The organism is Allobosea sp. LC85, assembly GCF_000735605.1.
Taxonomy (GTDB): domain Bacteria; phylum Pseudomonadota; class Alphaproteobacteria; order Rhizobiales; family Beijerinckiaceae; genus Allobosea.
In genome coordinates this window covers 71,606-84,170 of the sequence record NZ_JPKG01000059.1, presented here as the reverse complement: position 1 = coordinate 84,170, position 12,565 = coordinate 71,606, and the positions used below count along the sequence as shown (strand labels likewise).

The window sequence follows — 12,565 nt, the reverse complement described above, 5'->3', positions numbered from 1 at the left end:
CGCTCCCGCGGAAGAGGTAGAGGAATAGTCCATGGGCGCACTGGCTCGCGCAATTGAGATCGCCGCCGAGGCTCACGAAGGCCAGCGGGATAAGGCCGGGGAGCCTTACATCGCGCACCCGATGCGGCTGATGGCGCGGTTTCTCGCAGCCGGCGGAGAGCAGGATGCAATCATTGCGGCGCTACATGATGTCGTCGAGCGCTCCGAATGGACTTTGGAAGATCTGCGGCGCGAAGGCTTCTCCGATGAGGTCGTGTTCGCTATCGAGGCACTCACCCGCAAAGATGGCGAGGAGTACCTCGCCTTCATCCGCCGCGCGGCCAGTCATCCGCAGGCGCGCTTCGTGAAGCAGGCCGATCTCCTCGACAATATGACGCATTTGTCGAAGGTCCGCGACGGTGCGCGCTTGAGCCAGAAATATGCCTCTGGGCTTAGTACACTCCACGAAACGCCACTGCCGCTCTCATGCGCTTCAGCTTCGGACCATCTAACAGCCAGATGGCCCTCTCCGCGGTCCTGATGATCGCTTTGGCGGTGGGGCGGGCGCTTCGGCTGAAATCCGCAGGCATAGCGCACGATCCAAAAGTGAGAGATGATCAATGCGCGATTGGAGGAGGCTGCCGTGACACCAGAAGAAAAGTTGATTGCTGAGGCCGACGATATTGAGAACGCGATCCAGATTGCGGTCGACGCGGCCAAGCAGAGCTCTATCCCCATCGAGACACGGATTGCTCAGCTCGAGCGCTGGGTGGTCACTTTGATGCTCGAGCGGGCCAAAGATCTTCGAAAAATGGCAGCTGCCGCTGGAGACAAAGGAAACGGATGATAGCGCGGCGCCACCGCGCTGCCTTGTTCACGTGATCAGAACAGCGTCTCTCTGATCGCCGCTTCTGGCTGAACCGGCTCGGCCGTCGACGAGTCGTCGTCACCGACGGCGGGCCCCGGGCAAAAGGATCAGGGGCGTTCGCGGAGAGTCCGTCGTTAACGAGCTCAAGACGCAGATCGAACTGCCTGGGTAGCTCAAGACGGAGACATGTTGGAACGATCGCGCTTCAGTCGCCGTTCACCCTCCAGCGGACAGTATCGTCCGCAGGAGGATAGAGCGATGAGACTAAGAGCAATCGCTTTCGCAGCAGGAGCTTTGATCACGGCATTCGCCGGGACCGCGTCGGCGCTGCCACGCGGTGCGGAGATTGATGCTCCATCTGACCTGATCCAGGTGCAGATGCGATGCGACCCGAGCAGATGCATCGATCAGCGTACCGGCGTCTATACACAGTCGACCTGCGACCGCTACGGCTGCAGGCCGCTCGGCGGTCCAGTGGGCCGCGTTGGCGGTTCCGGACGTGGCTATGATGGCGGCCCCAGAGGGGGCGACGATCGCCCTCGGCGGCGCGGTTGGGACGATGACGGCCGCGGCTATCGTGGTGGCGGCGGAGGCGGTTTCAACTGCAATTCCTCCCGCTGCATCGAGGCAGGGACTGGCCGTGTCTGGGAGAGCACCTGCGATCGATACGGCTGTCGTCCCCTTCGGCCGGCTCGCGGTCAGCGCTGGTAGAGCAGTGGTGCCGCTGGCGACGATCAGTCCTCGGCCTTGATTGGGAGCGTCTCGAATGCCGCGGCCCGGTCGGAAGCGTTCATCGGCAAAGACAGCAAGAGGAGCCTGATCTTGCGATCAGGGACGTCCGCCGGCCGCATGCTGCCGAATTTGTCCCAGATTGCCGCAGCGAGGTCCGCATTATCGGCCCAGGGCCAGCGCTTCTGAGCTCCCGTGACCGAGATCCGTTTGGCATGACGATCAGCAAAGATCTGCCAACGGAGCGCACGCAGGAAGAGCTGCTTGTCGCCGATAGAGCGAGCGATCGATGCCAGCGTCGCGGCATGGAAGGGAAGGTACTCTGGGGCGACCTGGCCCCAGCCCAGATCCCCGAGGCTCACTGAGAAATCGACAGTCGTGCCGGAGCCCGTTGCGCCCTTCACCCGGCTGGCGAGGCGAAAGAACTCGATATCTCCCGGCCGCCCGCCTGGCACTGAAACCTCGACGTCGCCATCGCCTGCGAAAATAAACCTTAGATCCAGCGCGTCGCGGAGTTGCTCGGGATCAAATTCCCGGCCATGTCGCATCGAGAAGGAAATCAAGGCCGGCCTCCGCGTCAGGACCAGACCGTCATGCGTGCGCAACTCTGAGCTATCCCCTGTGCGCAGTTCGATCCGACGCAGCGATCCTCGGCCGCTGATCTGAAAATCGACTGCCATATACCGCGGCCGCAGGTCGTACCGGTTCCAATACTCGTTATCGATGACGCCGAGCGCAGCACGAAACGACTGGAGCCCGCGCTCAGCGAGGGGACGAAATCCCTCGCCCGGAAAGTGACGGTCGAGCAGGAGCAGCGTCTGGATCGAATAGAGATGCGCGTTGACGATGAAGGGGTTGTGCCGGTCAGGCATCGGCACCTCTTGAAACCAAACGAACTGATCGTTTTCAGATCTCAGACCGCCCAATGTGACCGGTAGCAAAAAGGCTTTTCCTGCGCGCCTGGCAAGTTCGGCGAACCTGCCTTCGCCCGTTTTACAGGAGTGGATCAGAAGCCGCTCAATGATCGCCGCCTGGCCGAACGCGGATGCCCACGGCGCCTTCAGAAGGACATCGTTGATTTGCGTGTCGTAGTCATACCGCCACACGACTGCTCCGCCGCCCACTTCAACCGCATTCTGCTCGAAGAACGCCAGCGCGGCGCGTGCCTTCTCATCTGGCTGGTACGCGGCGCATGCGTCCTCGAAACTACGGGCGTCCCGCGAAAACATCGCAAATGCCACCGACGACATGTTGCGGAACCGGCTGCCGTCGGGCGCCTCGGAAAACGGAAGCCCCTGCTCGTCGAGCCGCTGCGACGACTGCCAGTAGGCTGTCTTCTCCGGGAGGTGGACAGTGCCGGAGGCCGCCTGTCCGGCGATGCAATAACTCACCACGCGGTTGAAGCATTGACCGCCGCTGCCGCGTCGTACCATCCCGAAAATCGCCGCCGCGCCGAGCAAAGCGATCGAGACCGACGTGACCGAGATTGCAATGCGCATATACCGAATTCCCATGCGTCCTCACGGTTGGAGCGGGGGTTGCGCAAAACAAAGGGGGGCGCCATCGGAGCGGTGCCGACGGACCGAGCTCAGAGAGGAAACGCCCAGGGGCATCCGAGGTTGCGCCACACTAGCTGTTCTATTTCGGAGGCGGGAAGAACGGCTGAAAGCGAAGAGCCCCTGAAGCCGTCAATCATCCTTCACTGCAAGCCCCGCCAAATAGAGGCTGGAGAGAATTAGCGCGCCGATTGTGAGCGCCGCAAGGACGCTTCCGGTTAAGGCGAATGCTGAAATTGTGGAGGCGGTCGCAAAGCCGGCGGACAGTGGAATACTCACCGCGATCCCTCCAGATTTTGCTTATTTTATCACAGACAGAAGGTCGCGAGATTATCGAGTTGGATGAATTCCATTTCTATGAACAGAAAATGGGCTGCCACCCTAGCGACAGACATGGCACCGTCGCGCGACGGGGGCGTATCGCGCTGCGCCACGAGATCCCGTCATGGCTGAGATAGCCGCCAGGCACGATCTTCGGATCTCGATTCAACCAGCTACGCGCCACCACGCTGTGAACGAGCACAAGCGTGCCAACGCGGCGAGTGGGGGCGGCTGGGCTGAAGACGCGAAGAGCTACCTCTACAGCGTCGGAGGCACGAACCCGCGCGGGGCATACCTTGCGTGCCTGAAGAGGTTTTGGCACTCCTGTGGCTTGAAGAGGTCGCAGATGTTGCCGACGGCTTTCCAGAGGGCGTCGAAGGTTCTGGCTTCGGCCTTTCGCAACTGAGCCTTGAGCTTGGCGAAGGCCTTCTCGATGGGGTTGATATCGGGGCTGTAGGCCGGCAGGAAGAGGAACCAGGCGCCTCCTTCGGCGAGGGATTGGGCCGCTCGGCTGCTTTTGTGGACGGCGAGATTGTCGAGGATGAGGATGTCGCCCTTCGACAGGGTGGGTGCGAGTTGGGTCTCGAAATAGATATCGAAGGCGACGCGATCCATGGCTTTGTCGATGATCCACGGCGCAGTCAGGCCACGGCAGCGCAGGCCCGCGATGAAGCTCTGCGTCCCCCAATGTCCGAAGGGAGCAGAAGCGCGCAGCCTCTCGCCGCATGGGCTGCGGCCGCGCAGCCGGACCATCTTGGTGTTGATCGAGGTCTCATCGATGAAGACGAGCCTGTGCGGCTCGAACCGCATGCGGGGTTGGTGGCGCTCGATCCAGAGGCGGCGCTGCTCACGGACGTCCGCGCGTGCGCATTCCGACGCCATCAGCGCCTTTTTTATATGTGAACCCCAAACGGCATAGAAAGCGCGACAGAACCGCAGGGTCCGCCTTCATGCCGGTCGCCGCCGCCATCCGGGCGGCCAACTCCGGCATGGTGATGTCGGGCGTCGCCTCAACCTGCGAATGACCAGCCTCGACAAAGCCCACAACGCGCTCGCGAAGATCGTGCGAATAGCTGCGCCCCATGATCCACCTCCACAAACGGTGAATCACAAACCCAACCAGAAGGGAATCTCACGATTCCGATTTCATATCCGCCGCTCTAGCGGGATGCTGACCGCCGGGACACCCGTGATGTTGTAGAGCACCGACATGCACATATAGGCGATATTGGGGTTTGGAGGCAGGCCGCTGACCGTAAATGCCGGCGCCCCGATCGCATGGGTGGCGTCAGGATGACATCCGCGTCACCCATGAGCGTTGCGAGGCGCGACCGCATCTTCGCCGCCTCGATCACCCCGGACATGTGATAATCAAACGACTTCGTGTTGCCCGTCAGTATCGAAGACGGGAAATTCCAAAGAGCGTCGTAGAAACTGAGAAACTGAGCCTCCCAGAGCGGGAACGCTGGGTCGCGAACCACCTCGATATCTGCGGCCTCCAGCGCCAGGATCAACGTCTCAAGCGCGGTCTACCAGACGCCGACGTTGTCCAGCACGAGGACCTTACTGACCCTCTTCGGTACCAATGGGGCCAGCGGTGCGACATCAGGCTTGCGGTCGCTGTCAACGTTTAGGATCGGCATCAAGGCTGCGATGTTCCCTTGCGACGCGATTGCCGCGCAGGTCTGGCTCAGCGAAATGCAGGGCTAAACAACGCCCCGCCAATCGCTATTTCATGACTACGCTGAGCGCGGGCTCCGGCTCCAGCATCTGCCGCACGGCTCCGTGCAGCTCGTCGAAATGCTGGATCACCAGATCGGGCTCCAGTTCCTCGATCGGCACATCGGTATAGCCGAAGGGAACGCAGATCGACGGAATCCCGGCTGCGCGCGCGGTGGCGATGTCCGTGAGTGAATCGCCGATCATCACTGAGCGCCTGGGGTCGCCGCCGGCGGCTTCGATCGTCAGCGTCAGGTGGCGGGGGTCCGGCTTGTGGAAGGCAAAGCTGTCGCGCCCGGCGACAGCTGCAAAATGCCCGGTGATGCCGAAATGCTCGAGGATCAGGCGCGTGTGCAGGATCGGCTTGTTGGTGCAGACGGCGAGCGCATAACCGTCCTCCGCCAATGCCTGCATCGCCGCGACGACGCCCTCGTAGAGATAGCTGTTCGAGGCGACGTCCTCGGCGTAGATTCGCAGGAAATCCTGGAACAGCCGCTCCAGCGTCTCCTCGTCGAGTGGGCGCCCGGAGACGCGGAAGCCGCGTTCGATCAGGGCGCGGGCGCCGGCGCCGACGAGTTCGCGCGCGCGTTCCAGCGGCAGGGGCGACAGCTCTTCCTGCTCGAGAATGATGTTGAGCGTGCGCATGATATCGGGCGCGGTCTCGGCGAGGGTGCCGTCGAGATCGAAGACGACGATGGGGAGCAAGCTCATGGGCGGGGTTCCGGTGCGCAGGTGCTTTGGGCCTCTAAAGGCGGTCCGGTCCGGTTTGGCAAGCGAGCCGCGCCGGATCGTCATCTTGGCAGGCAGCAACGGTGCTATCTTTGCCGTGATTCGCGTGAAGGATGGCAGTGGTGTCTGAATATCTTGAAAACGCCGGCTTCCGCCGGTCGGCGCTCGGGGCGCTGCTGGCGCTTGGCGCCTGCATCGTGCCGCACATCTCCGCCCAGGCTGCGCCTTTCGAGTTCGCACCTGCGCCGCAGACGGATCTCAACCGCGTCTACAGGGTCGATCGCGCCACCGGCGAGGTCGGCGCCTGCCAGTTCCAGCTCAAGGAAGGCGGCGTCGGCGTCACGGTCTGCTTCCCGGCGGGGGAGGGGGCGGGCCCGCAGGCGCCGAGTGACTACCTGCTCATGCCGTCGCGCCACGAGCGCGAAGGCGGCATCTTCCGCGTCAATGTCCGCACGGGCGAGATGAGCATCTGCTACGTCTTCGACGACAAGGTGGTGTGTACGCCGCAAACGAAATAGCGGCGGCCTCCGTCCTGCGCTTCGAACACCTGCAGCATGCGGCATTTTGAATCGGCGCGAGGCGATCGCTCGTGCTAGAGGCCCCGGCATGTCCGCAATCGCGTCGAGGCCCGCCATGCTGAAGCTGAATGATCCGTCGCTGCTGAAATCACAGTGCTATGTCGATGGCGCCTGGATCGGCGAGGGCGTCGATGCGGTCGACAATCCCGCGACCGGCGAGCTGCTGGCCAAGGTGCCCCGCTTCGGCGCCGATGAGACGACGGCGGCGGTGGAAGCCGCCTCGCGCGCCTTCAAGCCCTGGGCCAAGAAGAGCGCCAAGGAACGCTCGGTGATCCTGCGCAAATGGTTCGACCTGATCATGGCGAACCAGGAGGACCTGGCGCAGATCATGACCGCCGAGCAGGGCAAGCCGCTGAGCGAAGCGCGCGGCGAGGTCGCCTATGCCGCCTCCTTCGTCGAGTTCTACGCGGAAGAGGCCAAGCGCATCTATGGCGAGACCATTCCCTCGCCCTTCCCGAATTCGCGCATCATCGTGCAGAAGCAGCCGGTCGGCGTCTGCGCCGCGATCACGCCCTGGAACTTCCCGGCCGCGATGATCACCCGCAAATGCGCTCCTGGCCTCGCCGCCGGCTGTACCTTCGTGGTCAAGCCGGCGCCGGATACGCCGCTGACGGCGCTGGCTTTGGTCGAGCTGGCCGAGCGGGCCGGTTTCCCCAAGGGCGTCATCAATCTCGTCACCGGCGACGCGCAGGCGATCGGCGGCGTCATGACCTCGCACCCGGCGGTGCGCTTCATCGGCTTCACCGGCTCGACGCCGGTCGGCAAGCTCCTGATGCAGCAGGCCGCTTCGACGGTGAAGAAGGTCGGGCTCGAACTCGGCGGCAACGCACCCTTCATCGTCTTTGACGATGCCGACCTCGACGCCGCCGTGCAGGGCGCGATCATCGCCAAGTACCGCAACATGGGCCAGACCTGCGTCTGCACCAACCGGCTCTTCGTGCAGGACGGCATCCATGACGATTTCGTCGCGAAATTCGCCGGCGAGGTCGCGAAGATGAAGGTCGGCAACGGCGCCGAGGTCGGCGTCGTGCAGGGGCCGTTGATCAATGAGCGCGCGGTCGAGAAGGTCGAGCGTCATGTCGCCGATGCCGTCGCCAATGGCGCGAAGGTCGTGGTCGGCGGCAAGCGCCATGCGCTCGGCCGCACCTTCTTCGAGCCGACCGTGCTCGCCGGCGTCACCACGAAGATGCTGGTGACCCGCGAGGAGACCTTTGGCCCGCTCGCCCCGGTCTATCGCTTCACCGGCGAGGATGAGGTCGTGGCCATGGCCAATGACACGCCCTTCGGGCTCGCCGCCTATTTCTACACCAGGGATCTCGGTCGCGCCTTCCGCGTCGCCGAGGAACTCGAATACGGCATGGTCGGCATCAATTCCGCGATTCTCGGCACCGAGGTCGCGCCCTTCGGCGGCGTCAAGGAATCCGGCCTCGGCCGCGAGGGCTCGCTCCACGGCATGGATGAGTTCGTCGAGATCAAGTACATGCTTCTCGGCGGGCTGGGCGCGTGACAGGTCAGGACAAACCCATGAGCCCGGACGACCTCAAGAAACAGGCGGCCGCGCGCGCGCTCGAACTGGTCCGCCCGGGCATGAGGCTCGGCCTCGGCACGGGCTCGACGGCGAAGCATTTCGTCGACCTGCTCGGTGCTCGCGTCGCGGCGGGGCTGGACGTGCTCTGCGTCGCGACCTCCGAAGCGACGCAGGCCCAGGCCTTGGCGCTGGCCATCCCGATGTCGACGCTCGATCAGACGCCGGAACTCGATCTCACGGTGGATGGCGCCGACGAGGTCGATCCGCAGCTTCGCCTGATCAAGGGCGGCGGTGCCGCGCATCTGCGCGAGAAGATCGTCGCGCTGGCCTCGAAACGCATGGTCGTCATCGCCGATGACACCAAGCTGGTCGAGACGCTCGGGCGTTTCCCGCTGCCGATCGAGGTCGTGCCTTTCGGGCTCGAGGCGACGCGTCGCGCCGTCGCGTCCGCGATCGCGGCGTCGGGGGCGGAAGGCGAGATCAAGCTGCGACTGCGCCAGGATGGCTCGACGCTCGTCACCGATGGCGGCCATTTCATCCTTGATGCGCATCTCGGGCGCATTGAACAGCCCGAGGCGCTTGCCGTCGCCTTGAACGCGGTCCCGGGCGTGGTCGAACACGGGCTCTTCCTCGGCATTGCCTCCTGCGCCATTCTCGCCAGCAGCTCGGGCCTGAAGATTCTCGGCACGATCGAATGATTCCATTCCGACGCAAACCGCGCTAAGGAGACGCGCACCACGCCGCCCGGAACCGGACGGATATGAAACCACGCCGATTGCGGCGATACCGAAACCGCCGGGTGGGCCGGCTCGCTTGCTGACAGGCGGGCGAAGGTCATGCCCGGGCTGTGTGAGTTAGCCTGATAATGAAGGGGCCCAACGCAATGTTCCGTCACCACCTCGCCGGCGTGGCCGTCGGTCTGGCGCTCGTTTTCGCCGTGCCTGCGCAGGCCCAGGCTCCGGCTGCGACCCCGGCCCCGGCCTCCGCGGTGACGGCTTCGCATCTCCAGGCTGGCCGCGATGTCGTGATCTCCTCGGGTATCGCCCAGTCTTTCGAGTCGATTTATGGCGAGTTCCGTGACCGCGTCCGTCAGATCGTGGGCACGACCCGCCCCGAGATCCAGAAGGATCTGAATGAGGTGATCGACACGCTGAAGCCGGAATCCGATCAGAAGATCGCCGAGATGATCACCGCGGCGGGGGAAGTTTTCGCGAAGAAGATGACCGAGTCCGATCTCAAGGAGGTCGCGGCCTTCTTCAAGTCGCCGGTCGGGCTGCGCTACAACGCCTTCCGCCCGCAGGCGATCGACGAGATCTTTGTCGTGCTGCAGCCCTGGACCCTGCAGACCAGCAACTTCCTGTTCGATCGGTTCAGCCAGGAAATGCGCAAGCGCGGCCACCAGCTCTAAGCTGCCGACCGGCCCCCCTGCATCGGGAGCCAACACATACGAAAGGCGCCAGCTCGGAAGAGCCGGCGCCTTTTTCTCTTTGGCTTCTCTTTGGCGCTGCTGCGAACAGCCTCAGTTGACCGGCCCGGCGCCACCGATTTCCGCATGCGGCTCGCTCGGGCGAACGCCGCTCGCCCGGTTGACCATCACCGTCACCAGCCACAGCAAGATGCCGATGCCGATCAGCACACCGGCGATCTTGTATTGAACCGGGTCGCGCCCGGTCCAGGGCCCGGCGAAGAAGGCACAGAACAGGGCGCCGAGCAGCGGCAGCAGCGTCGGTGTCCGGAAGTGGCTGTGCGCAACCGGGTCGCTCCTGAGCACGAGCACGGCGATGTTGACCACGGTGAAGACGCAGAGCAGCAGCAATGCCGTGGTGCCGCCCAGTGCCGGAACCTCGCCGACGAAGGTGATCAGCGCGAAGGCGAGCAGGGTGGTGAAGGCGATCGCCACGTAAGGCGTGCGGCGCGTTTCATGCACCTTGCCGAGCGCGGGCGGCAGCACGTGCTCGCGGCTCATGCCATAGACCAGCCGGCTCGCCATCAGCATGTTGATCAGCGCGCTGTTGGCGACTGCGAACATGGTGATGAAGCCGAAGATCCAGAGCGGGAAATTTGGGGCGCCTGCCTGCACGACCTTGAGGAGTGGTGTCTCGCCCTCGCCGAGCTGTTCCGGGGAAACCAGGGTGATCGCCGAGATCGAGACCAGCACATAGATCGTGCCGGTGATGATCAGACCGGCAAGCAGCACCTTGGGAAAGATATGGCTCGGTTCCTTGCATTCCTCGGCCATGTTGACCGAGTCCTCGAAGCCGACCATCGCGAAGAAGGCAAGCGTGGTTGCCGCAATCACCGGCCAGAAGGCGCCGCCTTCACCGGCCGTCTTGAACTGCATCACGCGCGAGACATCGCCCTGTCCGGCGCCGATGGCCCATAGTCCGATAAAGATGATGATGAGCAGGCCAGTGAGCTCGACGCAGGTCAGCACCACATTCGCCTTCACGCTCTCGCCGACGCCGCGGAAGTTCACGGCCGCGACGACGGCCATGAAGGCGAGGCCGATCCCCGTGACGCCGGCTGCAGACAGGCCGAGCCCGAAGGCATTCGACATATTCGCCGCAAAGGCGCGCGAGGCGGTCGAGGCCGAGGTGATGCCTGAGCACATCACCGCGAAGGCAACGATGAAGGTGATGAAATGGATGCCGAAGGCCTTGTGCGTATAGAGCGCGGCGCCCGCGGCCTTGGGATATTTCGTGACCAGCTCAAGATAGCTGAAGGCGGTGATCATGGCGACGACGAACGCGACCACGAATGGCAGCCAGACGACGCCGCCGACCTGCTTCGCGACCTGGCCTGTCAGGGCATAGATGCCCGTGCCGAGAATGTCGCCGACGATGAAGAGGAGCAGCAGCCACGGGCCCATCACCCGGTGGAGGCTCGGTTCGGCCGTGCTTGCGGGGGCCGGTGCGCCCGCCGCTGAGATATCGGTCATCGAGATATCCTTTCAGCCCGTTGGTTGCGGATGAAAGGATTATGCCGGCCCCGTGGGGTGTCAAACGCTCAGGTTGCAAGGCAGCCCGTCGCACGGCCCGCAGCACGAGCCGCCGGGTTCAATCCTCGGCGGCCTTGAACTTGTCGAGCCCCTTCATCACGAAGGGAGCGACGAGCGCAAGGAAGGCGATGCCGAGCAGCGTCGCCGAGATCGGGTTCTCCAGCAGGATCATCGGGTCGCCAAGGCTGATCTGGAGGGCGCGTCGAAGCTGCGCTTCCGCCATCGGCCCGAGGATCAGGCCGACCACCATGGGCGCCACCGGATAATCGTAGCGCCGCATCAGATAGCCGAGATAGCCGAACAGGAAGAGCATCGAGAGCTCGACGGGCGAAGGATTCACGGCGAGCGTCCCCATCGTCGCGAAAACCAGGATGCCGGCATAGAGCCAGGGCTGCGGGATCGCGAGCAGGCGGACCCAGAGGCCGATCAGCGGCAGGTTCAGGATCACCAACATGACGTTGGCGATAAACAGCGACGCGATCAGGCCCCAGACGAGATCGGGCTTCTCGGCAAAGAGCAGCGGGCCGGGATTGAGGCCGTATTGCTGGAAGCCGGCGAGCATGATCGCGGCTGTCGCCGACGTCGGAAGGCCGAGGGTGAGCAACGGCACCAGCACGCCCGCCGCGGCTGCGTTATTCGCTGCTTCCGGGCCCGCGACGCCTTCGATTGCGCCCTTGCCGAACTCTTCGGGGTATTTGCAGAGCTTCTTCTCGGTGGAATAGGACAGGAAGGTTGGCACCTCGGCGCCGCCGGCGGGCAGGGCGCCGATCGGAAAGCCGAAGGCAGTGCCGCGCAGCCAGGGCGCCCAGGAGCGCTTCCAGTCCTGCTTGTTCATCCAGAGCGAGCCCCTGATCGGGACGATCTCCTCCGGCTCGCGGAAGCGCTTCGAGGCGACGTAGAGCGCCTCGCCCACTGCAAAGAGGCCGACCGCCAGCGTCGTCACCTCGATGCCGTTCAGGAGTTCCGGAACGCCGAAGGTCAGCCGGGCCTGGCCGGTCAACTTGTCGATACCGATGAGTCCGAAGCCAATACCGATGAACAGGCTGGTGAGGCCGCGCAGCGGCGAGTCGCCGAACGTCGCCGATACGGTGACGAAGGCGAGGATCATCAGCGCGAAATAGTCCCAGGGGCCGAACTGAACCGCGATCTGCACCAGCCATGGCGCCAGGAAGGTGAGGCCGATCGTCGCGATCAGGCCCGCCACGAACGAGCCGATCGCGGCCGTCGCGAGCGCCGGGCCGCCGCGGCCAGCCTTGGCCATTTTCGAGCCCTCGAGCGCGGTTGCGAGCGAGGCGCTCTCACCCGGCGCATTCAGCAGGATCGCGGTTGTCGAGCCGCCATACATGCCGCCGTAATAGATGCCCGCGAACATGATCAGCGAGCCCGCCGGGTCGAGCTTGAAGGTGACGGGCAGCAGCAGCGCCACCGTCAGGGCGGGGCCGATGCCCGGCAGCACGCCGACGGCTGTGCCCAGGAACACACCGACGAGGCAGAAAAGCAGCTTCGACGGTTCGAAGGCGACCGAGAAGCCGTTGAGCAGGGCGAGAAAGGTGTCCATGG

The 12,565-nt window shown here is 64.0% G+C and carries 11 protein-coding genes and 1 pseudogene; 6 read left to right on the top strand and 6 right to left on the bottom strand.

All coding sequences use genetic code 11. The features are described from left to right. Positions 1 to 31: 31 nt before the first annotated feature. On the top strand, positions 32 to 520 hold the full coding sequence (locus FG93_RS26745; RefSeq protein WP_081881917.1) for an HD domain-containing protein: 489 nt from the start codon (positions 32 to 34) through the stop codon (positions 518 to 520). Positions 521 to 622: 102 nt separating this feature from the next. Beyond that, positions 623 to 826 carry a hypothetical protein gene (locus FG93_RS26740; protein WP_152579650.1) on the top strand — a complete coding sequence of 68 codons (204 nt, stop codon included), beginning with the start codon at positions 623 to 625 and terminating at the stop codon, positions 824 to 826. Positions 827 to 1,581: 755 nt separating this feature from the next. Here the strand turns inward: FG93_RS26740 and FG93_RS26735 are convergent. From FG93_RS26735 to gph, 4 genes and pseudogenes are all read right to left on the bottom strand, one after another. Continuing rightward, positions 1,582 to 3,075, bottom strand: a complete 1,494-nt coding sequence (locus FG93_RS26735) for a D-glucuronyl C5-epimerase family protein (RefSeq protein WP_043240832.1) — start codon at positions 3,073 to 3,075, stop codon at positions 1,582 to 1,584. A gap of 189 nt (positions 3,076 to 3,264) precedes the next feature. Next, a complete protein-coding gene (locus tag FG93_RS33045; RefSeq protein WP_161783894.1) occupies positions 3,265 to 3,411 on the bottom strand; it encodes a hypothetical protein in 147 nt (48 codons plus the stop codon). Positions 3,412 to 3,711: 300 nt separating this feature from the next. Then, positions 3,712 to 4,537 (bottom strand): annotated as a pseudogene (locus FG93_RS26730) (IS630 family transposase). A 644-nt stretch (positions 4,538 to 5,181) separates the two neighbouring features. Next, on the bottom strand, positions 5,182 to 5,883 hold the full coding sequence (gph, locus tag FG93_RS26720; RefSeq protein ID WP_043241478.1) for a phosphoglycolate phosphatase: 702 nt from the start codon (positions 5,881 to 5,883) through the stop codon (positions 5,182 to 5,184). A 131-nt stretch (positions 5,884 to 6,014) separates the two neighbouring features. On the opposite strand from gph, the gene FG93_RS26715 reads away from it, so the two are divergent. From FG93_RS26715 to FG93_RS26700, 4 genes are all read left to right on the top strand, one after another. Continuing rightward, complete coding sequence (locus tag FG93_RS26715) at positions 6,015 to 6,419, top strand: hypothetical protein (RefSeq protein WP_081881914.1); 405 nt, start codon at positions 6,015 to 6,017, stop codon at positions 6,417 to 6,419. A 115-nt stretch (positions 6,420 to 6,534) separates the two neighbouring features. Next, entirely contained in the window at positions 6,535 to 7,986 is a 1,452-nt protein-coding gene (locus FG93_RS26710; protein ID WP_081881959.1) for an NAD-dependent succinate-semialdehyde dehydrogenase, read from the top strand. 17 nt (positions 7,987 to 8,003) lie between these two features. Next, positions 8,004 to 8,705 carry a ribose-5-phosphate isomerase RpiA gene (gene rpiA, locus FG93_RS26705; RefSeq protein ID WP_043240820.1) on the top strand — a complete coding sequence of 234 codons (702 nt, stop codon included), beginning with the start codon at positions 8,004 to 8,006 and terminating at the stop codon, positions 8,703 to 8,705. Between the two features lie 185 nt (positions 8,706 to 8,890). Continuing rightward, positions 8,891 to 9,415, top strand: coding sequence for a DUF2059 domain-containing protein (locus FG93_RS26700; RefSeq protein ID WP_043241473.1), 525 nt, complete (start codon positions 8,891 to 8,893; stop codon positions 9,413 to 9,415). A gap of 111 nt (positions 9,416 to 9,526) precedes the next feature. Here the strand turns inward: FG93_RS26700 and FG93_RS26695 are convergent, their stop codons facing one another. Next, positions 9,527 to 10,945 carry an APC family permease gene (locus tag FG93_RS26695; protein WP_043240818.1) on the bottom strand — a complete coding sequence of 473 codons (1,419 nt, stop codon included), beginning with the start codon at positions 10,943 to 10,945 and terminating at the stop codon, positions 9,527 to 9,529. 118 nt (positions 10,946 to 11,063) lie between these two features. Then, positions 11,064 to 12,563, bottom strand: a complete 1,500-nt coding sequence (locus FG93_RS26690; RefSeq protein ID WP_043240817.1) for a tripartite tricarboxylate transporter permease — start codon at positions 12,561 to 12,563, stop codon at positions 11,064 to 11,066. Positions 12,564 to 12,565: the final 2 nt, after the last annotated feature.

Coding starts and splice junctions, on each gene's coding strand:
- FG93_RS26745 (WP_081881917.1), top strand. CDS start 32: ATGGGCGCACTGGCTCGCGCAATTGAGATCGCCGCCGAGGCTCACGAA.
- FG93_RS26735 (WP_043240832.1), bottom strand. CDS start 3,075: ATGCGCATTGCAATCTCGGTCACGTCGGTCTCGATCGCTTTGCTCGGC.
- gph (WP_043241478.1), bottom strand. CDS start 5,883: ATGAGCTTGCTCCCCATCGTCGTCTTCGATCTCGACGGCACCCTCGCC.
- FG93_RS26715 (WP_081881914.1), top strand. CDS start 6,015: ATGGCAGTGGTGTCTGAATATCTTGAAAACGCCGGCTTCCGCCGGTCG.
- FG93_RS26710 (WP_081881959.1), top strand. CDS start 6,535: ATGCTGAAGCTGAATGATCCGTCGCTGCTGAAATCACAGTGCTATGTC.
- rpiA (WP_043240820.1), top strand. CDS start 8,004: ATGAGCCCGGACGACCTCAAGAAACAGGCGGCCGCGCGCGCGCTCGAA.
- FG93_RS26700 (WP_043241473.1), top strand. CDS start 8,891: ATGTTCCGTCACCACCTCGCCGGCGTGGCCGTCGGTCTGGCGCTCGTT.
- FG93_RS26695 (WP_043240818.1), bottom strand. CDS start 10,945: ATGACCGATATCTCAGCGGCGGGCGCACCGGCCCCCGCAAGCACGGCC.
- FG93_RS26690 (WP_043240817.1), bottom strand. CDS start 12,563: ATGGACACCTTTCTCGCCCTGCTCAACGGCTTCTCGGTCGCCTTCGAA.